Origin of the sequence: Bradyrhizobium sp. WYCCWR 13022 (assembly GCF_030435535.1) — a bacterium.
GTDB lineage: Bacteria > Pseudomonadota > Alphaproteobacteria > Rhizobiales > Xanthobacteraceae > Bradyrhizobium.
On record NZ_JAUIZJ010000025.1, the window covers coordinates 40,293 to 62,996 of the forward strand.

At 64.7% G+C, this 22,704-nt stretch carries 17 protein-coding genes; 8 read left to right on the top strand and 9 right to left on the bottom strand.

Going from position 1 to position 22,704, the window contains the following annotated elements:
- The first annotated feature begins 18 nt into the window (after window positions 1–18).
- On the top strand, window positions 19–405 hold the full coding sequence (locus QY049_RS30120) for an MAPEG family protein (RefSeq protein ID WP_258764262.1): 387 nt from the start codon (window positions 19–21) through the stop codon (window positions 403–405).
- A 59-nt stretch (window positions 406–464) separates the two neighbouring features.
- Here the strand turns inward: QY049_RS30120 and QY049_RS30125 are convergent, their stop codons facing one another.
- From QY049_RS30125 to QY049_RS30135, 3 genes are all read right to left on the bottom strand, one after another.
- Complete coding sequence (locus QY049_RS30125; protein ID WP_258764263.1) at window positions 465–1,655, bottom strand: ABC transporter substrate-binding protein; 1,191 nt, start codon at window positions 1,653–1,655, stop codon at window positions 465–467.
- Window positions 1,656–1,817: 162 nt separating this feature from the next.
- Complete coding sequence (locus QY049_RS30130; protein ID WP_258764264.1) at window positions 1,818–4,976, bottom strand: efflux RND transporter permease subunit; 3,159 nt, start codon at window positions 4,974–4,976, stop codon at window positions 1,818–1,820.
- Window positions 4,973–6,190: an efflux RND transporter periplasmic adaptor subunit gene (locus QY049_RS30135; protein WP_194478493.1), complete on the bottom strand. Its 1,218-nt coding sequence runs from the start codon at window positions 6,188–6,190 to the stop codon at window positions 4,973–4,975. Before QY049_RS30135 ends, QY049_RS30130 begins: the two co-directional genes overlap by 4 nt.
- Before the next feature lie 285 nt (window positions 6,191–6,475).
- Between QY049_RS30135 and QY049_RS30140 the strand changes: the two genes are divergently transcribed.
- The 7 genes from QY049_RS30140 (at window position 6,476) to QY049_RS30170 (ending at window position 15,069) form a co-directional block, all read left to right on the top strand.
- A complete protein-coding gene (locus tag QY049_RS30140; protein ID WP_258764265.1) occupies window positions 6,476–7,630 on the top strand; it encodes an iron-containing alcohol dehydrogenase in 1,155 nt (384 codons plus the stop codon).
- A gap of 19 nt (window positions 7,631–7,649) precedes the next feature.
- Window positions 7,650–9,200, top strand: a complete 1,551-nt coding sequence (locus tag QY049_RS30145; protein ID WP_258764266.1) for an AMP-binding protein — start codon at window positions 7,650–7,652, stop codon at window positions 9,198–9,200.
- 389 nt (window positions 9,201–9,589) lie between these two features.
- A complete protein-coding gene (locus tag QY049_RS30150) occupies window positions 9,590–11,188 on the top strand; it encodes an ABC transporter substrate-binding protein (RefSeq protein WP_194478496.1) in 1,599 nt (532 codons plus the stop codon).
- A 40-nt stretch (window positions 11,189–11,228) separates the two neighbouring features.
- Window positions 11,229–12,176, top strand: a complete 948-nt coding sequence (locus tag QY049_RS30155; protein ID WP_194478497.1) for an ABC transporter permease — start codon at window positions 11,229–11,231, stop codon at window positions 12,174–12,176.
- A 9-nt stretch (window positions 12,177–12,185) separates the two neighbouring features.
- The gene (locus tag QY049_RS30160) at window positions 12,186–13,079 is read left to right on the top strand and encodes an ABC transporter permease (RefSeq protein ID WP_194478498.1); all 894 of its coding nucleotides are present in this window, start codon (window positions 12,186–12,188) and stop codon (window positions 13,077–13,079) included.
- Window positions 13,079–14,086: an ABC transporter ATP-binding protein gene (locus tag QY049_RS30165; protein WP_194478499.1), complete on the top strand. Its 1,008-nt coding sequence runs from the start codon at window positions 13,079–13,081 to the stop codon at window positions 14,084–14,086. The genes QY049_RS30160 and QY049_RS30165 overlap by 1 nt, the downstream gene beginning before the upstream one ends.
- Window positions 14,083–15,069 carry an ABC transporter ATP-binding protein gene (locus QY049_RS30170; protein WP_194478500.1) on the top strand — a complete coding sequence of 329 codons (987 nt, stop codon included), beginning with the start codon at window positions 14,083–14,085 and terminating at the stop codon, window positions 15,067–15,069. Before QY049_RS30165 ends, QY049_RS30170 begins: the two co-directional genes overlap by 4 nt.
- A gap of 106 nt (window positions 15,070–15,175) precedes the next feature.
- Here QY049_RS30170 and QY049_RS30175 read toward each other — a convergent pair whose 3' ends face one another.
- The 6 genes from QY049_RS30175 to QY049_RS30200 all read right to left on the bottom strand — a co-directional run bounded on the left by QY049_RS30175 (window position 15,176) and on the right by QY049_RS30200 (window position 22,694).
- Window positions 15,176–17,152, bottom strand: coding sequence for an acetyl-CoA carboxylase biotin carboxylase subunit (locus QY049_RS30175; RefSeq protein ID WP_258764267.1), 1,977 nt, complete (start codon window positions 17,150–17,152; stop codon window positions 15,176–15,178).
- Complete coding sequence (locus tag QY049_RS30180) at window positions 17,149–18,765, bottom strand: acyl-CoA carboxylase subunit beta (RefSeq protein ID WP_258764268.1); 1,617 nt, start codon at window positions 18,763–18,765, stop codon at window positions 17,149–17,151. The genes QY049_RS30175 and QY049_RS30180 overlap by 4 nt, the downstream gene beginning before the upstream one ends.
- Window positions 18,766–18,886: 121 nt before the next feature.
- Window positions 18,887–19,753 carry a 3-keto-5-aminohexanoate cleavage protein gene (locus QY049_RS30185; protein WP_258764269.1) on the bottom strand — a complete coding sequence of 289 codons (867 nt, stop codon included), beginning with the start codon at window positions 19,751–19,753 and terminating at the stop codon, window positions 18,887–18,889.
- 108 nt (window positions 19,754–19,861) lie between these two features.
- Complete coding sequence (locus tag QY049_RS30190) at window positions 19,862–20,665, bottom strand: AraC family transcriptional regulator (protein ID WP_194478504.1); 804 nt, start codon at window positions 20,663–20,665, stop codon at window positions 19,862–19,864.
- 206 nt (window positions 20,666–20,871) lie between these two features.
- On the bottom strand, window positions 20,872–21,528 hold the full coding sequence (locus tag QY049_RS30195) for a glutathione S-transferase family protein (protein WP_258764270.1): 657 nt from the start codon (window positions 21,526–21,528) through the stop codon (window positions 20,872–20,874).
- A complete protein-coding gene (locus tag QY049_RS30200) occupies window positions 21,528–22,694 on the bottom strand; it encodes an acyl-CoA dehydrogenase family protein (RefSeq protein ID WP_258764271.1) in 1,167 nt (388 codons plus the stop codon). Before QY049_RS30200 ends, QY049_RS30195 begins: the two co-directional genes overlap by 1 nt.
- Between the last annotated feature and the right edge of the window lie 10 nt (window positions 22,695–22,704).

Consider the following 22,704-nt stretch of genomic DNA (forward strand, 5'->3'; position numbering starts at 1 on the left):
CGACTGCCGGAGGCCCCGATGTATCATCTCACCGCGCTCGTCACGCTGCTGGCGCTTGCATTTTACTTCTTCACCTGCGTCAACGTCTCGCGGTCGCGGACCAGAACCGGCGTCAAGGTGCCGGCGATGTCAGGCCATCCGGACTTCGAGCGCGCCTTCCGCATCCAGATGAACACGCTGGAATGGATGCCGATCTTCCTGCCGTCGCTCTGGCTGTTCGCGACCTATGTCAGCGACGCCATCGCAGCGGGCATTGGCGCGATCTGGATCGTCGGCCGCATCGTCTATTTCATCGGCTATTCGCAGGCCGCCGCCAAGCGCGGCCCCGGCTTTGCGATCCAGGCTTTCGCAGCGATCGCGCTGTGGGCAGGGGCGTTGGGGGCGGTGGTGATGCGGCTGGTGTGACGGCAACTGCACCGCCACATACTCGGTGTCGTCCTGGCTTTCGCCAGGACGACAAAGAATCACTTCGTCAGCGGGCAGCCGCTTTCCTTGGCGGTGAAGAAGGCCTTGTCGCCGGGAACGGTTGCGATTTCCTTGTAGTAATCCCACGGCTTCTTCGATTCCGAGGGCTTCTTGACCTCGAACAGATACATGTCGTGGACCATGCGGCCGTTCTCGAGCACCTTGCCCTTGGCGAAGGCGTCGTCGACCGGCAGCTCCTTCAGCTTCCTGGCGACCGCCTCGGTATCCTTGGTGCCGGCGGCCTTCACCGCCTTCAGATAGCTCAGCGTCGCCGAATAGGTGCCGGCGTGGATCATGCTCGGCATCCGCCCGGTACGCTTGAAGAAGCGCTCGGAGAAGGCGCGCGTGGTGTCGTCGTGATCCCAGTAGAAGCCTTCGGTCAGGACCAGGCCTTGCGCCGCCTGGAGGCCCAGACCATGCACCTCGGCGAGCGTCATCAAGAGGCCTGCCAGCTTCTGGCCGCCGGAGACGATGCCGAACTCGGCCGCCTGCTTGATCGAGTTGGTGGTGTCCTGGCCGGCATTGGCGAGCCCGACGATCTTTGCCTTCGAGCTCTGCGCCTGCAGCAGGAAGGACGAGAAGTCGGAGGAGTTGAGCGGCACGCGGACCGAGCCCACCACCTTGCCGCCATTGGCGGTGACGATCTCGCTGGTGTCCTTTTCCAGCGCATAGCCGAAAGCATAGTCCGCGGTGAGGAAGAACCAGCTGTCGCCGCCGGCCTTGGTCAGCGCGCCGCCGGTGCCGACCGCGAGCGCATGGGTGTCGAACGCCCAGTGGAAGCCGTAGGGCGAACACGCGGAGCCGGTGATGCTCGACGTGGCCGCGCCGACCACGATGTCGATCTTCTTCTTTTCCTTCGACAGGTCCTGCACGGCGAGCGCCACCGACGACGTCGTCAGCTCCGTGATCATGTCGACATTGTCGGCGTCATACCAACGGCGTGCGATGGAAGTGGCGAGATCAGGCTTGTTCTGGTGGTCGGCGGTGATCATCTCGATCTTCTGGCCCAGCACCTCGCCGCCAAAATCCTCGATCGCCATCTTGGCCGCTTCGACCGAATACTTGCCGCCGTAATCGGCATAGACGCCGGACTGATCGTTGAGAATGCCGATCTTGACCCCTTGCGCGGAGGCCGGCGCGGCCAGCAGCAAAGCCGACGTCGCGACAGCGGCCAAAAGTGCTGATTTCATTTATGATCTCCCAGCATTGTTCTGTTTTGAAATCGCGCCGAGTGTAATGAAGAACCCCGGCCGCGCCCATCCATTTCATGATGCTCGTCAGCATGGAGGTGGTGCGGCATTATGCGCCGTCGTTCGGGCGATGTGGGCACGCCGACGGGCATAGAGGCAGCCTCAAGCCGCCGCCTCCGGCTTCTTCTCGTTCCGTCCTTCCGCCAGGTTCCGCACCACCACATAGAAGATCGGCGTGAACAGCAGGCCGAACAGCGTGACGCCGATCATGCCGAAGAACACGGCGACGCCGACGGCCTGGCGCATCTCGGAGCCCGAGCCGGACGAGATCACGAGCGGCAGCACGCCGAGGATGAAGGCGAAGGACGTCATCAGGATCGGCCGCAGCCGCAATCGGCAGGCCTCGATCACGGCCTCAAGCCTTGGCTTGCCTTCCTTCTCGATGTCGCGGGCGAACTCGACGATCAGGATCGCGTTTTTCGCCGCGAGCCCGACCAGCACGACGAAGCCGATCTGGGTGAGGATGTTGACGTCCTGCCCCATGATGCGAACGCCGATCGTGGCAGCCAGCAGGCACATCGGCACGATCAGGATTACCGCGAACGGCAAGGTCCAGCTGCCATATTGCGCGGCGAGCACGAGATAGACGAACAGCACGCAGATCGGGAACACATAGAGGCCGGCATTGCCGCCGGTGACCTGCTGGTATGACAGGTCGGTCCATTCGAAGGTGAAGCCGCTCGGCAGGGTGTCGTCCGCCAGCTTCTTGATGGTGTTCAGCGCGGTGGTCGAGCTCGTGCCCGGCGCCGGCTCACCCTGCAACTCGGACGCCGCGTAGAGATTGTAGCGGGCGACGCGATCGGGGCCCGAGACGTCCCTGAAGTCGACCACGCTGCCGAGCATCACCATGTCGCCCGAGGCGTTGCGCGTGCGCAGCCGCGCCAGATCGCTTGGTTCCTTCCGGAACGGGAAATCAGCCTGCGCAGTGACGTGATAGGTGCGACCGAACAGGTTGAAGTCGTTGACATAGGTCGATCCGAAATAGGTCTGGATCGTGTCGTTGATGTTCGAGATGGGAACGCCGAGCTTCTGCGCCTTGGTGCGGTCGATGTCGACGAAGAGCTGCGGTGTGTTGGCCGAGAACGGCGAGAACACCGAGGTCAGGTTCGGCGATTTTCGCGCGGCAGCGACGAGCTCGTCGGTCGCGGACGCCAGCAGCTCCGGCCCGCGGCCCTGGCGGTCCTGGATGCGGATAGCGAAGCCGCCGCCGGTGCCGATGCCGGGCACGGCCGGCGGCGGAATCACGATGATGAACGCGCCCTGGATCGCGGCGAGTCGCTTGCGCAGCTCGGCCGTGATGGCGTTCGCCGTCAGCCCCTTCTTCAACCGCGCCTCGGGCTCGTCGAACACGGGAAATAGCGCGGCCGCATTGCCCGCCTGCGTGCGCGTCGCGCCCGAGAAGCCGGCGAAGGCTGCGACGCGGATGATGCCCGGCGTATCCAGCGAGATCCGCTCGATCTCGCGTACGATTTCGGTCGTCCGCGCCAGCGATGCAGCCCCCGGCAATTGCACCGATACGATGACGTAGCCGCGGTCCTGCGCGGGGATGAAGCCCTGCGGCGTGGTCCCGATCAACCAGCCGGCGCTGCCGATCAGCACGACATAGATCAGGATCATCACCACCGAATGCCGGATCACGAAATTGGCGACGCCGGCATAGCCGTGCGCCAGCCGGTCGAACACACGGTTGAAGGCGCCGGTGAAGGCACCCCACGCCCGCGCGATCAGATTCCAGGCGGCGGGTGGTCGCTTCGCTTCGTGGGGCGTGAGGATCTGCGAGGCCAGCGCCGGCGAGAGCGTCAGCGAGCAGAAGCAGGAGATGGCGGTCGCCACGGCAATCGTGACGGCGAATTGCTGGAAGAACTGCCCGGATATGCCGCCGAGGAACGCTGTCGGCACGAACACCGCACACAGCACCAGCGCAATCGAGACCAGCGCGCCACCGACCTCCTCCATGGTCTTCAACGCGGCGTCGCGCCGACTGAGGCCATGCTCGAGATGCCTTTCGACATTCTCGACCACGACGATGGCATCGTCGACGACGATGCCGACGGCGAGCACGAGTCCGAACAGCGTGAGATTGTTGATGGAGAAGCCGAGCGCCGCCATCACCGCGAAAGTGCCGACCAGCGAGACCGGGATCGCGATGATCGGGATGATCGCCGGCCGCCAGCCTTGCAGGAACACCAGGACGACGACGACCACGAGCAGCATGGCCTCATAGATGGTCTTGATCAGCTCGTGGACGGACTGGGCGATGAACTCGGTCGGGTTGTAGCCGATATTGTAGTCGAGGCCCTTCGGGAAGCTATGCTTGAGCCGCGTCATGGTGTCGGAGATGTTCTTCGCGGTGGCGAGCGCGTTCGACCCCGGCCGCTGCGTCACCAGCATGGCGACCGCCGATTTGCGCAAGAGGAAGCTGTTGGTCGAATAGGCGAGCGCGCCGAGCTCGATGCGAGCCACGTCGCGCAGGCGCACCGTGCGGCCGTCCGAGCCGGCCTTGATCAGGATGTCTTCGAACTGCTTCTGGTCCTTCAACCGTCCCGTGAAAACGAGGTTCGGCTGGAAGGCGCGGTCGGCGATTGGTGGTTCGGCGATCTGGCCGCCGGCGATCTGCACGTTCTGGGCGCGGATCGCGGCCAGTACCTCGGCCGAGGTCAGGCCGAGATTGGCGATGCGGTCGGGATCGAGCCAGAGCCGCATCGAATAGTCGCGCGCACCGAAGATCTGGATGTCGCCGACGCCGTCGATGCGCAGCAGCTGGTCGCGGACCTGGAGCAGCGAGTAGTTGGAGATATAGAGCTGGTCGAACGTGTCGTCCGGCGACAGCATGAACACGACCATCAGGATGTCGGGCGAGTTCTTGCGGGTGACGACGCCGTTGCGCTGCACTTCGTCCGGCAGCTGCGGCTGCGCGATGGCAACGCGGTTCTGGACCAGCACCTGCGCCTTGTCGAGATCGGTGCCGAGCTTGAAGGTGACGGTGATGGTGAGCTGGCCGTTCGACGTGGCCTGGCTGTAGAGATACAGCATGTCCTCGACGCCGTTGATCTGCTGCTCGATCGGAGCGGCGACGGTGTCGGACACGGTTTGCGCCGAGGCGCCCGGATATTGCGTGGTGACGACGACGGTCGGCGGCACCACTTGCGGATATTCGGAGATCGGCAGCGTCGAATAAGCGAGCGCGCCGACGATCAGGAGCACGATCGACAGCACCATCGCAAGGATGGGCTGGTTGATGGAGAGACGGCCAAGATTCATGACTTGTCACCAGCCTTGCCACCGGCCGGCGCTGGAGCGGTCTGCGGGGCGACCTTGGCGCCGACGCGGGCGCGCTGGATGCCATTGACGATGACGCGGTCCTCCGCCTTCAACCCTTCGCGGATCACGCGCAGGCCGTCATCGAGCGGCCCGAGCACCACGGGGCGCGCCTCGACGGTGTCGTCAGGCTTCACCACGAACACGATCTTGCGCGACTGGTCGGTCGCAACAGCGGCATCCGGGATCAGCAGCGCCTCGTAGGGCGCGCTGCCGATCAGGCGGACGCGGCCGAACTGGCCGGGCAGGATCGACAGATCGGTATTCTTGACCACGGCACGGCTGCGCAGCGTACCGGTGGAGACATCGAGGCGGTTGTCGAGGAAGTTGATGGCACCGTCATGCGACGGCTTGGTTTCGCCGGCGAGCGTCACCTGCACCGGGTTCGCCGTGTCGCGCGAGCTCGGGCGCTTACCTTCGAACCACAGCTTGCTGTATTTGATGAAGGTGGTCTCATCCATGTCGAAATAGATGTAGATCGGGTCCATCGTCACGATCGAGGTCAGCAAGGTCGAGGAGCCGTTGTCACTGCCTTGCACAAGATTGCCCGGGCTGACGAGATGGCGGCTGACGCGGCCGGTGATCGGCGCGGTCACATGCGTGAATTCGATGTTGAGCTGGGCGGCCTTCAGCGCGCCCTCGGCCTGGGTCTCGGCGGCGTGCGCGGCCTGCAAGGCTTGCCGGCGCTGGTCGACGACCTGCTCGGAAACCGCGCTGGTCTGCACCAGGTTCAGGCCGCGATCGAGCTCCCGCTTGGCGAGTTCCACCTTGGCGCGGGCGTCGGACAGCTGGCCGTCCGCCTGCTCGGCCACGGCCTCGAACGGACGCGGGTCGATCACATAGAGCAGGTCGCCCTGATGCACGATGGCGCCGTCCTGGAATTCGACCGAGTTGACGAAGCCGCCGACGCGGGGACGTACCTGCACCTCTTCGACCGCTTCGAAGCGGCCGGTGTACTCATCCCAATCGGTGACGGTGCGCTTGACCGGCTGGGCGACGGTCACCGGCGGAGGCGGCGGCGCAGCAGCCTGCGAGGCCGGTTGACCGCAACCGCTGAGCGCGAATGCCGCGACGAAAAGGCCGGCCATGGCGTAAGGCCTGATCTGAACGAAATCGTGCGTTTTGACAAATTGCTCGCTTCCGTCCGGTCCACTCATCCCAGGTCCTCGCATGAAAGCCGCGGAAAATGCAGGGTAGTCACCTACCCGCGGGCGCCACAAGATGGGTGGCGATGATGAAATCTTCAAGACCATGTCACGCGCAATGCTTCGGAGAGTAGCCTGGCCGGATGGCGAGTTGACACGCGATCTCTTCGTCTCTCCCCGCTTGCGGGGAGAGGGAGACGAGAGAGCGGAGACCCAGCGTCTTCGCACATGACGGATGCCGGCCGCTCGGCTAGATTGGCCTTACAAAACAAGACGAATTGTCCGGGGAGGACGCGAGTGCATCAGGGACGTGTCGTTTACGGCGCGATCGAGGAGGTCGTGTTCGGCCATCCGGCGGCTGAGGCCGTCGTCGCGCAGATGGACCGGCTGGGGACTCGCCGCGCCTTCCTGATGGTCTCGGGCACGCTGAACCGAGAGACCGACGAAATCGCGAAAATCGTAAAGGCGCTCGGGCCGCTCTGCGTCGGGCTGTTCGATGCGATGCCCGCGCACACGCCGCGCGAGGCGGTGATCGCGGCCGCCAATGCCGCGCGTGAGGCCGGCGCCGATTTGATCGTCACCGTGGGCGGCGGCTCGATCACCGACGGCGCCAAGGCGGTGCAACTCTGCCTCGCCAACGGCATCGACGATATCGGCGGCATCGACCGCATCCGCGTGCACAAGGGCGTCGCACCCGAGATGACGCCGCCAACAGTGCGCCAGGTCAGCGTGCCGACCACGATTGCCGGCGGCGAATTCTCGTCGATTGCCGGCGTCACCGATCGCGGCACGAATGTGAAGCAGATGCTACGGCATCCACTGGCCGTGCCGCGGGCGACCATCCTCGACCCTGCCATCACCGTTCACACGCCGGAATGGCTGTTTCTCTCCACCGGCATCCGCGCCATCGACCATTGCGCCGAGGCGATCTGCTCGCGCGAGACCCATCCCTATGCCGACGCGCAGTCGGTGAAAGGGCTCGCGATGCTCGCCGACGCCCTGCCGCGGGTGAAAGCCGATCCGAGGGATCTCGATGCACGCATGGATGCGCAGATCGGCACCTGGCTGTCGATGGGCGCTCTCGCGGCCGGCGTGCCGATGGGCGCGAGCCACGGCATCGGTTACGTGCTGGGCGCAGCCTTCGGCGTGCCGCACGGCTACACCTCCTGCATCATGCTGCCGGCGGTGATGCGCTGGAATGCGAGCGCCAATGCCGAGCGGCAGATGATCGTCGCCGCCGCCATGGGTTTTCCCGGCCATAACGCCGCCGACGTGCTCGATGCCTTCATTCGATCGCTCGGCATGCCGCGGAGCCTCACTGACGTGCGCGTCGCGCCCGAGCATTTCGATGCGATCGCCGAGCAGGCGATGCGCACCAACTGGATTCCGCGCAATCCGCGCAGGATCGAAAATCCTGCGCAGATACGCGAAATCCTCGATCTCGCTGCATGACATTTAGCCCGGAGGATTGATGTACCCAGGTCTGCATGCCCGCCTGCGCCCGCTCCAGCCCGCCTTCATCATGGCAGCGACGGGCGAGGCCGTCACCTATCGCGAGCTGGACGCGCGCAGCAACAGGCTCGCGCATCTGTTCCGCAAGCAGGGATTGAAGCGACTCGATCACTACTCGATCTTCATGGAGAACAACTCACGCTATCTCGAAGCCTGCGGCGCGGGCGAGCGGTCCGGGCTGTACTACACCTGCATCAACTCCTTCCTGACGCCGGGCGAGCTCGCCTATCTCCTCGTCAACAGCCAGTCGAAGATCTTGATCACCTCGGTGGCAAAGCTCGACATCGCACGCGAGGCAATCCAGGCCTGCCCTGACGTCAAGCTCTGCATCGTCGCCGACGGCCCCGGCGAGAGCGACCGCATCGTGGGACTGGCCGACGTCACGGCTGATATGCCGAAGACTCCAGTCGCGGACGAATGGCTGGGCACCGCCATGCTGTATTCCTCCGGCACGACCGGACGACCGAAGGGCATCTTGCGGCCGCTGCCGGAGGAGCCGCCGAAGCACAATCTTCCGCTGTTCGACTTCCTCACCGGACTTTGGCACTACCGCGAGGGCATGGTCTATCTGTCGCCGGCACCGCTCTATCACTCGGCGCCGCAGGCCGCGGTCAATCTCACGATCCGCATGGGCGGCACCGTGGTCATCATGGAGACCTTCGATCCGGAACGTTACCTCCAGCTCGTGCAACAATGGGGCATCACGCACACCCAGCTGGTGCCGACGATGTTCTCCCGCATGCTCAAGCTGCCCGAGGAGGTGCGTCAGCGTTACGACCTGTCATCGCTCGAGATCGCGATCCATGCCGCCGCGCCCTGCCCGGCGCTGGTCAAGGACGACATGATCAAATGGTGGGGGCCGATCATCCACGAATATTACGGCGCCACCGAAGGGCTCGGCTTTACCGCCTGCAACAGCGAGGAATGGCTCAGCCATCGCGGCACCGTCGGCAAGGTGCTGCTCGGCGACCTGCACATTCTCGACGAGAACATGCAGCCGTGCCCGACCGGCACGCCCGGCCAGGTCTGGTTCAAGACCGGATCGCCGTTCGAGTATTTCAACGACCCCGAGAAGACCAGGGAGGCACGCTCGGCCGATGGCAGCATGAGCACGGTCGGCGACGTCGGCTATGTCGACGCGGATCGCTTCCTGTACCTGACCGATCGCGCCACCTTCATGATCATCTCCGGCGGCGTGAACATCTATCCGCAGGAATGCGAGAATCTGCTGATCACCCATCCGAAGGTCGCGGATGCCGCTGTGTTCGGCGTGCCCAATGCCGATCTTGGTGAAGAAGTGAAGGCCGTGGTGCAGCCGATGCCGGGCGTGATGCCGGGCGAAGCGCTCGCCGCAGAGCTGATCGCCTTCTGCGGGGCCTCGCTGTCGCGGCAAAAGGTGCCGCGTTCGGTCGATTTCGAGAAGGAATTGCCGCGCCTGCCGACCGGGAAACTGTACAAGCGGCTGCTGCGGGACCGGTACTGGGGCAACAAGACGTCGCGGATCGTGTGAGGGCCTCCGTAGTGTGCGCAAGCAGCGCCACAAACTCAGCCGTCGTCCCGGGGCGCGACGCAGTCGCGAGCCCGGGACCCATCACCACAGGGTGGAGTCGTAGCGCGAGCAGGTAACTCCGGGTCTTCGTCAAACCCAATCCTGTGGTTATGGATCCCGGATCGGGGACGACGGCGGAGATTGGCGATGCGGCTGCGCACAACATCGGCGCAGGAACCGTCTCTTCGCACCTGCACTCTCACATTGTGAAAGTGTGAAGCTCCTGCGGCGTTACGTCATCCAAAGTGCCAAGGCCCCAAAGCGCGTTGGCCGGTTGCCTCCGTCCATGCGGCTCGGCTATCGTTGGGTCAAACAGGCCGTAAACGGCCGATGTCCAGGGAGGACCGAGGATGCGGAGCGTATGGGCGCTCGCCGCGACGGCGGCGCTATCTTTGCTGGCAATTTCGTCGACGACATTCGCCGGAGAGCCGAAACCGGGCGGGATCCTGCGGATGTATCACCGCGACAGCCCCGCCAATGCGTCCATCCTCGAAGGGGCGACCTATTCGGTCAACGTGCCCTTCATGGGGATATTCAACAATCTCGTCATCTACGATCAGCACATCGCGCAGAACAGTCCCGACACCCTCAGGCCTGAGCTGGCGGAGAGCTGGTCCTGGAGCGGCGACAACAAGAAACTGACGTTCAAACTCCGCCAGGGCGTCAAATGGCACGACGGCAAGCCGTTCACATCGGCCGACGTCAAGTGCACGTTCGATCTGCTCATGGGCAAGTCGCAGCAGAAACTGCGGCAGAATCCGCGCAAGGCCTGGTACAGCGAAGTCGACGACGTCACGCCCAACGGCGACTTCGAGGTCTCCTTCAACCTGAAGCGACCGCAACCCTCGCTGCTGGCGATGCTCGCCTCCGGCTATACGCCGATCTATCCCTGCCACGTCTCGCCTGCGGACATGCGCACCCATCCGATCGGAACCGGCCCGTTCAAATTCGTCGAGTTCAAGGCCAATGAATCGATCAAACTGACGCGAAATCCGGACTACTGGAAGAAGGGCCGGCCCTATCTCGACGGCATCGAATACACCATCATCCCGAACCGCTCGACCGCGATTCTCGCCTTCGTTGCCGGGAAATTCGATATGACCTTTCCGACGCATATCACCATCCCGCTCCTGAAGGACATCAAGTCGCAGGCGCCGAACGCCGTCTGCGTCGTCGAACCGACCAACGTTTCGACCAACATCATCGTCAATTCGAGCTCCCCGCCGTTCGACAACATCGATATCCGTCGTGCGATGTCGCTGGCACTCGACCGCAAGGCCTTCGTCGACATCCTGTTCGAAGGCCAGGCCGACATCGGCGGCACTATGCTGCCGCCTCCGCAGGGCATCTGGGGCATGCCCAAGGACAAGCTCGAAACCATCCCGGGCTATGGTCCGGACGTGAAAGCGAATCGCGAGGAGGCGAAGAAGCTGATGCAGAAGGCGGGCTACGGCCCCGACAAGCATCTCGCCGTGAAGATATCGACGCGCAATCTCGCGGAATATCGCGATCCCGCGGTGATCCTGATCGACCAGCTCAAGAGCATCTATATCGACGGCGAACTCGATGTCGTGGAGACCGCAAACTGGTTCCCGAAAGTCGCGCGCAAGGACTATATGCTCGGCCTCAATTTGACCGGCAATTCGGTCGACGATCCGGACCAGTCCTTCTACGAGAACTATTCCTGCGGCTCGGAGCGGAACTACACCAACTACTGCAACAAGGAGATCGAGAAGCTGTTCGACGCGCAGTCGCAGGAGATCGACGTCGGCAAGCGCAAGCAAATGGTCTGGGACATCGACAAGAAGCTGCAGGAGGACGTCGCCCGCCCCATCATCTTCCATGCGCGCGCCGGAACCTGCTGGCAGCCCTATGTCAAGGGGATCACCATCATGTCGAACAGCTCTTACAACGGATTTCGCTACGAGGACGTGTGGCTCGACAAATAGTGCGACGGGCTGAAGACTAGCAGCTTGCGGAGGGCGCAGGATGTTTGCCTATCTGGTACGGCGCCTGTTCCTGATGCTCGTGACCCTGTTCGGGATCTCGATCGTCATCTTCTTCCTGTTGCGCATCGTCCCCGGCAACATCGTCGACATCCTGTTCGCCGCAGCCGGCTATGTCGACCCCGCCGACAAGGCCAATCTGGAGAAGGAGCTCGGCATCGACCAGCCGCTGATCATGCAATACTGGCACTGGATCAGCGGCTTTCTGCGCGGCGATTTTGGCTACTCCTACGTCTCCGAGAAGCCGGCGCTTCAGGAGATTTTGCCGCGGATTCCGATCACCGCACGGCTCGCCGGGCTGGCGCTGCTGTTCTCGGCTTCGATCGGCATTCCGCTCGGCGTCATCAGCGCGGTGAAGCAGGGGTCGCGGATCGACTACGCGTTGCGTGTGGTGAGCCTGAGCGGATTGTCCCTGCCCTCGTTCTGGCTCGGCCTTCTGGTTCTGACCGCATCGGTCGCAATGTTCGGACAGATGCCGATCTTCAATCCCAATCCGCAGAGTTTTGGCGAGGCATTCGCGACCTATTGCATCCCGGCGATGGTGGTCGGCTTCCGCAGTTCGGCGCTGACGATGCGCATCACGCGCTCGTCCATGCTGGAGGTGCTGAGGCAGGACTATATCCGCACCGCGCGCGCCAAGGGCGCCTCTGACGCCGCGGTGAACTATCACCATGCGCTGAAGAACGCGATCCTGCCCGTCATCACCGTGATCGGCATCGAGGCGGCGTTCCTGATCGGCGGCCTCATTGTCACCGAGACGGTGTTCAACATCCCCGGCGTCGCCCGCTTCCTGGTCGAGGCGATCCGCTGGCGCGATTATCCGATCGTGCAAAACCTCGTGATGTTCATCGCCATCGTCGTGGTGTTCGCGAACTTCACCGTCGACATGCTGTACGCGGTGTTCGACCCGCGTATCCGGTACACGGACTAGGAGATCAGCTTGGCCGCGATCGACTTCGACGTTGAACTCAGGCGGGCCGGCGCGCATGCGACCGGCGGCTGGCGGCGCGTGCTGTTTCTGGCGCAGCGGCACGTGCTGGGCGCGGTCGGGCTCACCATCATGACGTTGTTCGTGCTGACGGCGATCTTCGCCGACTTCATCGCACGCTACGACCCCCTGAGCGTCGATTCCGCCCACGCGCTGATGCGGCCGAGTCTCGCGCACTGGATGGGCACGGATTCCTTCGGCCGCGACGTGTTCAGCCGCATCATCCACGGCTCGCGGATTTCGCTCGCGGTCGGGATCGGCTCGACCGCGCTCGGCGGCACCATCGGCGTGATCGTCGGGCTCACTTCGGGCTATCTGTCCGGCTGGATCGATCTCGTGTTCCAGCGCGTCTCCGACGTCCTGCAGGCACTGCCGCTGCTGGTGCTGGCCCTGATCATGACGGCCGCGCTCGGCCCGTCGCTGCCGAACGTGATCCTCGCCATCGCCATTCCGCTGATCCCCACCGTGTCCCGCGTCACCCGAGCCAACACACTGGCGCTGCGCGAGCAACCGTTCGTCGAGGCAGCGAAATCGGTCGGCATGAGTGAGGTTCGAATCGCGCTGCGCCACGTGCTGCCGAACACGCTGGCACCGCTGATCGTGCTCGCGACCGCGCAGCTCGGCTCGACGATCCTCACCGAAGCCTCGCTCTCCTTCCTCGGCCTCGGCATCCCCGAGCCATATCCGTCGTGGGGCCGCATGCTCTCCGAGTCCGCCGCCGAATATGTCCGCACCGCGCCGTGGCTCGTGATCTTCCCTGGCATCGCGATCAGCCTCGCCGTGTTCGGCGCAAACCTGTTCGGCGACGCGCTGCGCGACATCCTCGATCCCCGGCAGCGCGGCTGATGGCTGACACCTCCGATCTCGTCCTCGAAGTGAAGAACCTGAAGACGGTGTTCTTCACGAACTCCGGCCTGTTCAAGGCGGTGGATGACGTCTCCTTCACCGTCGGCCACGGCGAGACGCTGGCGATCGTCGGCGAATCCGGCTGCGGCAAGAGCGTCACCGCGCTGTCCCTGATGCGGCTGGTGCCCGATCCGCCCGGCCGCATCGTCGGCGGCTCCGTTTCGCTCGAAGGCACCGATCTGCTGGCGCTGGACGAAGCGGAGATGCGCAAGATCCGCGGCAATCGCATCTCCATGATCTTCCAGGAGCCGATGACCTCGCTCAATCCGGTGATCCGGATCGGCGACCAAATCGTCGAGGCGGTGCGGCTGCATCGGAACCTGACGGCCAGGGAGGCGCACGACGTCGCGGTGGAGATGCTGCGGCTGGTGCGCATCCCCGAGCCGGCGCGGCGCGCGCGCGAATATCCGCACCAGCTCTCCGGCGGCATGCGCCAGCGCGCGATGATCGCGATGGCGCTGGCGTGCAGGCCGGCGCTGCTGATCGCGGACGAGCCGACCACCGCGCTCGACGTCACCATTCAGGCGCAGATCCTGGCGCTGATCCTCGATCTCCAGAAGGAGCTCGGCACCGGCCTCGTGCTGATCACCCACGATCTCGGCGTCGTCGCGCAGACCGCGCAGCGCGTGATCGTGATGTATGCGGGACGGAAGGTGGAGGAAGCCAGCGTCGAGGCGCTGTTTGCTTCGCCGAAGCATCCCTATACGCGCGGGCTAATGGCCTCGATTCCGGCCGTGCCGGCGTCGGGCGTCGCGCCACAGGAGCGGCTGAACGAAATTCCCGGCACCGTGCCATCGCTGGTCCGGCTGCCCAAGGGCTGTGCCTTCGCGCCGCGCTGCAAGCTCGCGGTGAAGCGCTGCGAGGCCGAATATCCGCCGCTGGCCGATTGGGGCGGCGGCCATCTCGCCGCCTGCTGGCGTGCGGCCGAAGTTGCGGAGGTGGCATGACCAGGGCGCTGCTCGAAGTCACCGACCTCAAGAAACATTACCCGGTGCGCGCTGGCGTGCTGCGCCGGCAGGTCGGCACCGTTCACTCGGTCGACGGCGTCTCGTTCTCCCTTGGTGCCGGCGAGACGCTCGGCCTCGTCGGCGAGTCCGGCTGCGGCAAGTCGACGGTGGCGCGCAGCGTGCTGAGGCTGGTGGAGCCGACCTCGGGCCAGATCCGGCTCGACGGCGAAGACATCACACACCTGTCCAAGACGGCGCTGCGCCCGCATCGCCGCTCGATGCAGATCGTGTTCCAGGATCCGTTCGCCTCGCTCAATCCGCGCATGACCGCCGGCGATATCGTCGGTGAGCCGATCGCGGTCCACGGTCTCGCCACCGGCAAGGCGCTGGAGGCACGCGTCGCAAGACTGTTCGAGCAAGTCGGCCTGCGGCCCGACCAGATGCGCAATTTTCCACATCAATTCTCCGGCGGGCAGCGCCAGCGCATCTGCATCGCGCGGGCGCTCGCGCTGGAGCCGCGCCTGATCGTCTGCGACGAGCCGGTCTCCGCGCTCGACGTGTCGATCCAGGCGCAGGTCATCAATCTGCTGATCGATTTGCAGAAGCAGCATGGCTTCTCCTATCTCTTCATCGCGCACGACCTCGCCGTGGTCGCCCATATCAGCCACCGCGTCGCGGTGATGTATCTCGGCCGCATCGTCGAGATCGCCGACAAGGACGAGCTGTTCCGCAACCCGCGTCATCCCTACACCCAGGCCCTGCTCGCCTCGGTGCCGATCGCCAACCCGCTCGCGAAGAAGCTCGCGCCGCTGGTGGACGGCGACGTGCCGAGCCCGGTCAATCCGCCACCCGGCTGCGCGTTTCACACGCGTTGCCGATTCGCGATGGAGCGATGCAAGGCGGAGCGGCCCGCGCTGCTGGATGCCGGCGATGGGCATCAGGTGGCGTGCCTGCTCAATGACGGGACGGGCCGGGGCCAGTGATTCCGCCGTCATTGCGAGCGCGGCGAAACAATCCAGACTGCCTCTGCGGGCGGATTTCTGGATTGCTTCGTCGCAATGGCTTCTCGCAATGACGGAGCCAGCCGCGCTACCTCGCCTCGATCTCCGCGACGATCCTACCCGTGGTCACCTGCTCGCCTTCGGCGACATCGATCGCCGCCACCACGCCGTCGATGCCGGCCTTGTGGACGTGCTCCATCTTCATCGCTTCCAGCGTCAGCACCGGCTGGCCTGATGTGACGCGATCGCCCGGCTTGACCAGCACGGCGACGACACGGCCGTTCATGGCGGCGCGAACCTTGCCGTCGCCTCCATTGCTTGCGGCCGCCTTCGGTGCAGCGAGCGTGAGATCGGTGACCGCGAGCGGGATGCCGCGATGCTGGACGTAGAGCCGGTCGCCATCGCGCAGGAACTTTGCGCTGTCCATGACGCCGTCGTGGCGGAAGCGAATCGCGTCAGCGTCGAGCTGGTCGATCTCGAACTTGTCCTGGCGGCCGTCAGCGGCGACAATGTAGCTGCCGTCGCGCTCGCGGGTGACTTCGAGCTCGAGCGCTTGGCCTCCAATCTCGATCTTCGCGGGCAGTGGAAACGTTGCCGACAAGCTTCGGCCGTTTCGCCATGACGGCGCGCGCGGGTTGGTGACGTAGAGCAACAGGCCGGCCAACGCGGTGTCGAATGCAGTGTCCGCACGCGGCGCCAGCAGTTCGTCGCGATGCGCGCCGATGAAGGCTGTCGTCGCCTCGCCCTTGGCAAAGCCGGGATGTCGCAGGCACGACATCAGGAACGCCTGGTTGGTGGTCACGCCAAGCGCGGTGAGCCGCTCCAGCCCGACGATGAGCCTTCCCCTGGCCTCCTCCCGCGTGGCACCGTAGCTGATCACCTTGGCGATCATGGAATCGTAGAACGGCGGGATCTCCGTGCCCGATTGCAGCGCGTGCTCGACGCGGATGCCTTCCGGCACTTGCCAGCACGCCATGCGGCCTGACTGCGGCATGAAGTCCTGCGCGGCATCTTCCGAGCAGAGCCGCACCTCGATGGCGTGACCGAAGAACTTGACGTCCTGCTGCTTCACCGGCAGTGGTTCGCCGCGCGCGACGCGCAGTTGCAGCTCGACCAGATCGAGTCCGGTGATCGCCTCGGTGACGGGATGCTCGACCTGGAGACGCGTGTTCATCTCCATGAAGTAGAATTCGCCGTTGGCATCGAGCAGGAATTCCAGCGTGCCGGCGCCCTCATAGCGCAGCGCCTTCACCGCTGCGACCGCGACCTCGCCCATCTTCGCGCGCAGGTCCGGCGTGACCGCGGGCGACGGCGCCTCTTCGATCAGCTTCTGGTGACGCCGCTGCACCGAGCAGTCGCGCTCCCCGAGATGGATGGCGTTGCCGTGGCTGTCGCCGAACACCTGGATCTCGATGTGGCGGGGATTCTGGATCGCGCGTTCGAGAATGACGGTGGGATCGCCGAAGGCCGCCTTCGCTTCCGAGCGCGCGCTGCGCAGGGCATCGCCGAACGATGCGGCATCAGAGACAAGCCGCATGCCGCGACCTCCGCCGCCGGCAACCGCCTTGATCATCACCGGGAAGCCGATCTTTTTGGCTTCCGCGAGCATGACCTCATCGCCCTGATCGGCGCCCTGATAACCGGGCACGCAGGGCACACCGGCTTTCTTCATGATCTCCTTGGCACCAGCCTTGTTGCCCATCGCCTCGATTGCCTGCGGCGACGGGCCGATGAAGACGATGCCGGCATCCTTGCAAGCTTGCGCAAAATCCTCGTTCTCGGCGAGGAAGCCGTAGCCGGGATGCACGGCGTCCGCGCCACTCGCCCTGGCGGCTGCGATGATCGCGGGGATGTTGAGATAGGATTGCGCCGGCAAAGCCTCGCCGATGCGCACGGCCTGATCGGCCTGCTTGACGTGGCGCGCGTCGCGATCCGCATCCGAATAAACCGCGACGACGCCAAGGCCGAGCTGCCGGGCGCTGCGCATCACGCGCAGTGCGATCTCGCCGCGATTGGCGACCAGAACCCTGGAGAACGGCCGATGCTGCACTGATCCGTTCCTCATGGCCGGGCAACCGCAAACTGCATACGCTGCGGCGTGCGCGCATCGCCCTCGCGGCAGATCGCGAGCACTTCGGAGAGGACCGCACGGGTGTCGCGCGGATCGATTACGCCGTCGTCGAGCACGCGGGCGCTGGTCGAGAACACGTCCATCTGACCGTCGAACACGCCGACGATCTGCGCCTTCATCGCGTCCAGCTTTTCCTTCTCGACCGGCTTGCCGCGGCGCGCGGCTGCGGCCTCGGTCACGATCGCCATGGTCTCGGCCGCCTGCTCGCCGCCCATCACCGCGGTCTTGGCATTCGGCCATGAGAAGCAGAAGCGTGGGTGGAAGCCGCGGCCGCACATGCCGTAATTGCCGGCGCCGAACGAGGCCCCGCAATAGATGGTGATCTGCGGCACCGTCGCCGAGGTCACCGCCTGGATCATCTTGGAGCCGTGCTTGATCATGCCGGCTTCTTCATATGCCTTGCCGACCATGTAGCCAGTGGTGTTGTTGAGATAGAGGATCGGCGTGCGGGTCTGGCAGCAGGCCTGGATGAAATGCGTCGCCTTGTTGGCGCCGGCGGGATCGAGCGGTCCGTTGTTGGTGATGATGCCGATCGCCTGGCCCTCGATGCGGGCATGGCCGCAGACGGTGGCCGGACCGTAGTTCGGGGCCATCTCGGTGAAGTCGGAATCGTCGATGATGCGCGCGATCACCTGCTTCATGTCGACCGGGCGCTTGTGGTCCATCGGCATGATGCCGAGCAGCTCGTCCTGATCGTAGCGCGGCGGCTTGAAGTCCGGCAACTCCCTGCCGGGCCGTTCCCATTCCAGCGCCGCCATGATCTCGCGGGCGATGCGCAGCGCATCGCGATCGTCCTCGGCGAGATAGTCCCCGAGGCCGGACACCTGCGTGTGCATCTCGGCGCCGCCGAGCTCTTCCTCGGTCGCGATCTCGCCGGTTGCAGCCTTCAACAACGGCGGCCCCGCGAGGAACGCGCGGGTGCGCCCGCGAACCATGACGATGTAGTCGGACAAGCCAGTCTGGTAGGCACCGCCTGCGGTGGACGAGCCGTGCGTGACGGTGACGACGGGCAGGCCAGCCGCGGAGAGCCGCGCAAGATTGCGAAAGATGTTGCCGCCGCGAACGAAGTCCTCGACGCGGTAGCGCAGGAGATTGGCGCCGGCGCTTTCGACGAGCTGGACGTAAGGCAGCTTGTTCTCCAGCGCGAGTTCCTGCACCCGCAGGGTCTTGTCGAGGCCGTAGGGCTGCAGCGCGCCGGCATCGATACCGGAGTCGCTGGCGCTGACCGTGCATCGAACACCCGAGACGAAGCCGATGCCGGCGATGACGCCGCCCCCCGGCACGCTCTTGGCCACATCCGACACGTCGAACATGTAGCCGGCGAGCGTGGAGAGCTCGATGAAGGGCGCGCCGGGATCGAGCACCAGCGCGACGCGCTCGCGCGGCAGCAGCTGACCGCGCTTATGGAAGCGGTCCTTTGCGGCCGCCGATGCAGCACGCGTGCGTTCTTCGAGTGACCGCATGCGGTCGATCAGGCCGAGCATGCCGTCACGGTTGGCGTGATAGGCGGCACTGCCGGGGGAAATGGTGTTTTCGAGAATGGACATCAAAGCTCCTACCCGTCATTCCGGGGCGCGCGTAGCGCGAGCCCGGAATCCATACTCCCGATCGTGGTTATGGATTCCGGGCCTGGCCCTTCGGGCCATCCCGGAACGACGGAGTGTGTGACTACCTGTTCGTCCCAAAGATCTTCCGCGCCTCGGCGGGGCTGGCGATTTCGCGGCCGGCGCGGCGGGCACAGGCGGCGATGGCCTCGATCAACTGGCCGTTCGACGTCACCTTCTTGCCGTCGGCGAGATAGAACGCATCCTCGAGGCCGGTGCGTAAGTGCCCACCTAGCTCGGCACAGCGCTGGTGCAGCGGCCAGATCTCTTCGCGGCCGATCGCGGTGACCTGCCAGTGCGCTTCCGGGCGCTTCAGCTTGATCAGGATCGGCAGCAGCTCGGGATCAGCGGGCATGCCGGAGGCGACGCCCATCACGAAGTTGTACTCGAGCGGACCCTTGTACATGCCGACCTGGTGATACATGCCGACGCAGCGCACGATGCCGACGTCGAAACATTCGAACTCTGGGATGGTGCCGACCGCGTTCATGACGTCGAGATAGTCCTTCACTTTCTCGACCGCGTTGTCGAACATCATCGGCGGCCAGGCCCAGGTGTTGTCGGCCTTGACCTTGAGATAATTCAGCGAGCCGGCGTTGCAGGCGGCGATCTCCGGCCTGGTCTCGCGGATGCAGTCGAGCGCGCCGGAGTAGTTCGGCCCCGACACGCCCGAGGTGTGGTTGATGATGACGCCGGGGCAGGCTTCGCGGATCGCCTGCTGGATCTCCTTGCTGACGCTCACTTCCCAGGACGGCAGATGGCCCTTGTTCGGCGCCTGCTGGCGCAGATGGATGTGCATGATCGACGCGCCCGCATCGAACGCCGCCTTGGCCTCCCGCGCCATCTGCTCGGGCGTCACAGGTACGTTGTGCTGCTTCGGGTCGGTGAGCACGCCGTTCAGCGCGCAGGTGATGACGGCCTTGTCGCTCATGCCAATGATGTCTCGCAACGTTGAGAATTCAACGCCTCCGATCATGTGATGCAGGGCATGCGGCTTCTTGCGCGGAGAAGCTGGGAAAATCGACGAATCGCGGCCGCGCTATCCCGCCTCCGCGAGCTCCCGCACCGTCTCGCTGCTGCGGTAGATCGCAAGGTCGCGCGAGCCGACGAAGATCGCCCGCGGCTTCAATCCATAGAAGCGGCGGATCGAATGGCTGAAATGGGTCGAGTCGGGATAGCCGATGTCCTGCGCGAGATGGGCGAGGTTGAGGTCCTGGTTGGCGAAGTGCAGCAGATGCCGCGCACGCTTCCAGGCGCGGAAGGAGCGGAAGGAGATGCCGGTCTCTTCCTTGAACAGATGCAGGAAGCGCGAGGCCGAGAGGCCCGCTTCGGCGGCACAGGTGTCCGCTGTCACCGGCTCGCCGGAGAAACGCTCGATGCGGGCGACGGCGCGCGTCACGCGCGGGTCGAGCACACGGCGTGGCAGCGCCTCGCCAAAGCACATCTCGTCGAATTCGGCGGTGGCGATGTCGCCGTAGCGGCGCTGCCGCAGCAGCGCGTAAGCCGCGAGGATCTTTCGGGCATAGACTGGCCGGTCGGGTCCCATCAGCCGCTGGGCCAGATCTTCCAGCACGCCATCCGGCATGCTTTCGGGCTCGAGCGTCACGCTGATGGCGGTGCGGTAGTCGCTGGCGATCGAGTGCCGCTGGTTCGGCAGGGTGACGAACAGCTCGGCCGTGGCGGGAACGTCGTCGATCGTCATGTGCAGGCTGCCCTTCACCGCGACATAGACGTGGCAGCAACCTGGGGTCCGCTTGCGGGGCCGGCCGAGCAAGCCGGCATAGAAGACCCGCTCCGGCGTGATCAGCATCAGATGGTCGGATTCGCGACCCTTGTCTTCCATCGGGGATCCTCCTCGCGCGGCTCTTTGGCCGCTGCGGACGGAGGTCACCTTAGCGGAAATTTGGGCGCTGTCACGACGGGATAGCGCTGTCATCGCGCGCAAAACATTACCGTTCCGGGACGACCGAAGCGCGGGCGCGGAACCTCGCGCTGCAACTCCTGGATTCCGGGTTCGCGCTATTGCGCGCCCCGGAATGACAGCCTCCCTTACGCCCTCACCCTTGGCGCAACATTCTGTTCCGCGCCGGCCTTCTGCTCCGCAGCAACGGCACGCTTGAAACCGTCGCGCTGCTGCAAGCGCGCCCAATAGGCTGCGACATTCGGTCCAAAATCGTTGGCGAGACCGATATTTTCCGCGAGGCGGAGTGCATAACCAATGACAATGTCAGCGGCGGTGAACCGGCCGGCGCACAAGGTTTCGGCATTCGCGGTCGCTGCCTCTACTGCGCGCAGCCGCCCCAGGAACCACTTCGCATAGTCGGTGGCGACCTGCGGGTTGCGGCGCTCCTCGGGCTCGAGCTGGGTGTAGCGGAGCACCAGCGTTTGCGGGAACGTTAACGTGGCGTCGCTGAAATACATCCAGTTCAGGAAGGCGCCATAGGCGGGATCCTCGGGACCGACCATCAGCGGCGTCGGACCGTATTTGACGCCGAGATAATGGCAGATGCCTGATGACTCCGTCATCTTGGTCTCGCCGTCGACCATGAAGGGAATCGTGCCGAGCGGATTGAGCGCGAGGTATTCTTTGGCGAAGACGCGCGGCGGGAACGGCAACATCTTCAGCTCATAGGGCAGCCCCATCTCCTCCAGCATCCAGAGCGGACGGAACGAGCGCGCGGCGTCGCAGTGATAGAGCGTGATCATCAGGTCGTCTTCCCCTTGCTGCCGGGCAGCGTACCCATCATCTTGCACAGGACCATCAGCATGACCTCGTCGGCACCACCGCCGATCGAGGTCAAGCGGCTGTCGCGATAGGCGCGGCTGACCGGCGTCTCGTTGGTAAAGCCCATTCCGCCCCAATATTGCAAGCAGGCGTCGGTGAGCTCGCGGCCGAGCCGGCCGGCCTTCAGCTTGGCCATGGTCGCAAGCTTTGTGACGTCCTCGCCGGCGACCAGCTGCTCGGCGGCGCGATAGATCAGCGCGCGGAGCAGCTCGACCTCTGTCTGCATCTCCGCGAGCTTGAAGTGCACGACTTGGTTGTCGAGGATGCTCTGGCCAAAGGCCTTGCGGTTGCGCGTATACTCGATCGTCTCGTTGATGATGTATTCGTGTGCCTTCAGGCAGGCCGCCGCGCCCCAGAGCCGCTCCTCCTGGAACTGGATCATCTGGTAGGTAAAGCCCTTGCCCTCCTCGCCGATCCGGTTGCGCTTGGGCACGCGGACATTGTCGAAGAAGATCTGCGCGGTGTCCGACGAGCGCATGCCCATCTTGTCGAGCTTGCGGGCGACCGTGACGCCCTTGCTCTTCATGGGCACGCAGATCAGCGATTTGTTGCGATGGACGGGACCATCGCCGGTGTTCGCGAGCAGGCAGATCCAGTCGGCCTGGGTGCCGTTGGTGATCCACATCTTGCCGCCGGTGATGAGGTAGTCGTCGCCGTCGGAGCGGGCGCTGGTCTTGATCGAGGCGACATCTGAGCCCGCGCCGGGTTCGGAGACGCCGATGCAGGCGACATAGTCGCCGGAGATCGAGGGCGCGAGAAATTCGCGCCGCACTTCGTCCGAACCGAACCGCGCCAGCGCCGGCGTCGCCATGTCGGTCTGCACACCGATCGCCATCGGCACGCCGCCGCAGGTGATGGCACCGAGCTCTTCGGCCATCATCAGCGCATAGGAATAGTCGAGGCCGGAGCCGCCGAACTCGACAGGCTTGTTCAGGCCGAGGAAGCCGAGGCTGCCCATCTTCTTGAACAGCTCGTGCGCCGGGAAGATGTCGGCCTTCTCCCATTCATCGACGTGGGGATTGATCTCGTTGGCGATGAATTTCTGTAAGGAGCGACGAATCTCGTCGTGGTCGCCGGTGAACAGCATTTCTTCCTCT

Bases quoted from the DNA above. Each gene is read 5' to 3' on its own strand.
- QY049_RS30150 (WP_194478496.1), top strand. From the start codon at position 9,590: ATGCGGAGCGTATGGGCGCTCGCCGCGACGGCGGCGCTATCTTTGCTG.
- QY049_RS30165 (WP_194478499.1), top strand. From the start codon at position 13,079: ATGGCTGACACCTCCGATCTCGTCCTCGAAGTGAAGAACCTGAAGACG.
- QY049_RS30130 (WP_258764264.1), bottom strand. From the start codon at position 4,976: ATGAATCTTGGCCGTCTCTCCATCAACCAGCCCATCCTTGCGATGGTG.
- QY049_RS30190 (WP_194478504.1), bottom strand. From the start codon at position 20,665: ATGGAAGACAAGGGTCGCGAATCCGACCATCTGATGCTGATCACGCCG.
- QY049_RS30175 (WP_258764267.1), bottom strand. From the start codon at position 17,152: ATGAGGAACGGATCAGTGCAGCATCGGCCGTTCTCCAGGGTTCTGGTC.
- QY049_RS30195 (WP_258764270.1), bottom strand. From the start codon at position 21,528: ATGATCACGCTCTATCACTGCGACGCCGCGCGCTCGTTCCGTCCGCTC.
- QY049_RS30185 (WP_258764269.1), bottom strand. From the start codon at position 19,753: ATGAGCGACAAGGCCGTCATCACCTGCGCGCTGAACGGCGTGCTCACC.
- QY049_RS30125 (WP_258764263.1), bottom strand. From the start codon at position 1,655: ATGAAATCAGCACTTTTGGCCGCTGTCGCGACGTCGGCTTTGCTGCTG.
- QY049_RS30170 (WP_194478500.1), top strand. From the start codon at position 14,083: ATGACCAGGGCGCTGCTCGAAGTCACCGACCTCAAGAAACATTACCCG.
- QY049_RS30200 (WP_258764271.1), bottom strand. From the start codon at position 22,694: ATGCTGTTCACCGGCGACCACGACGAGATTCGTCGCTCCTTACAGAAA.
- QY049_RS30120 (WP_258764262.1), top strand. From the start codon at position 19: ATGTATCATCTCACCGCGCTCGTCACGCTGCTGGCGCTTGCATTTTAC.
- QY049_RS30155 (WP_194478497.1), top strand. From the start codon at position 11,229: ATGTTTGCCTATCTGGTACGGCGCCTGTTCCTGATGCTCGTGACCCTG.
- QY049_RS30180 (WP_258764268.1), bottom strand. From the start codon at position 18,765: ATGTCCATTCTCGAAAACACCATTTCCCCCGGCAGTGCCGCCTATCAC.
- QY049_RS30145 (WP_258764266.1), top strand. From the start codon at position 7,650: ATGTACCCAGGTCTGCATGCCCGCCTGCGCCCGCTCCAGCCCGCCTTC.
- QY049_RS30135 (WP_194478493.1), bottom strand. From the start codon at position 6,190: ATGAGTGGACCGGACGGAAGCGAGCAATTTGTCAAAACGCACGATTTC.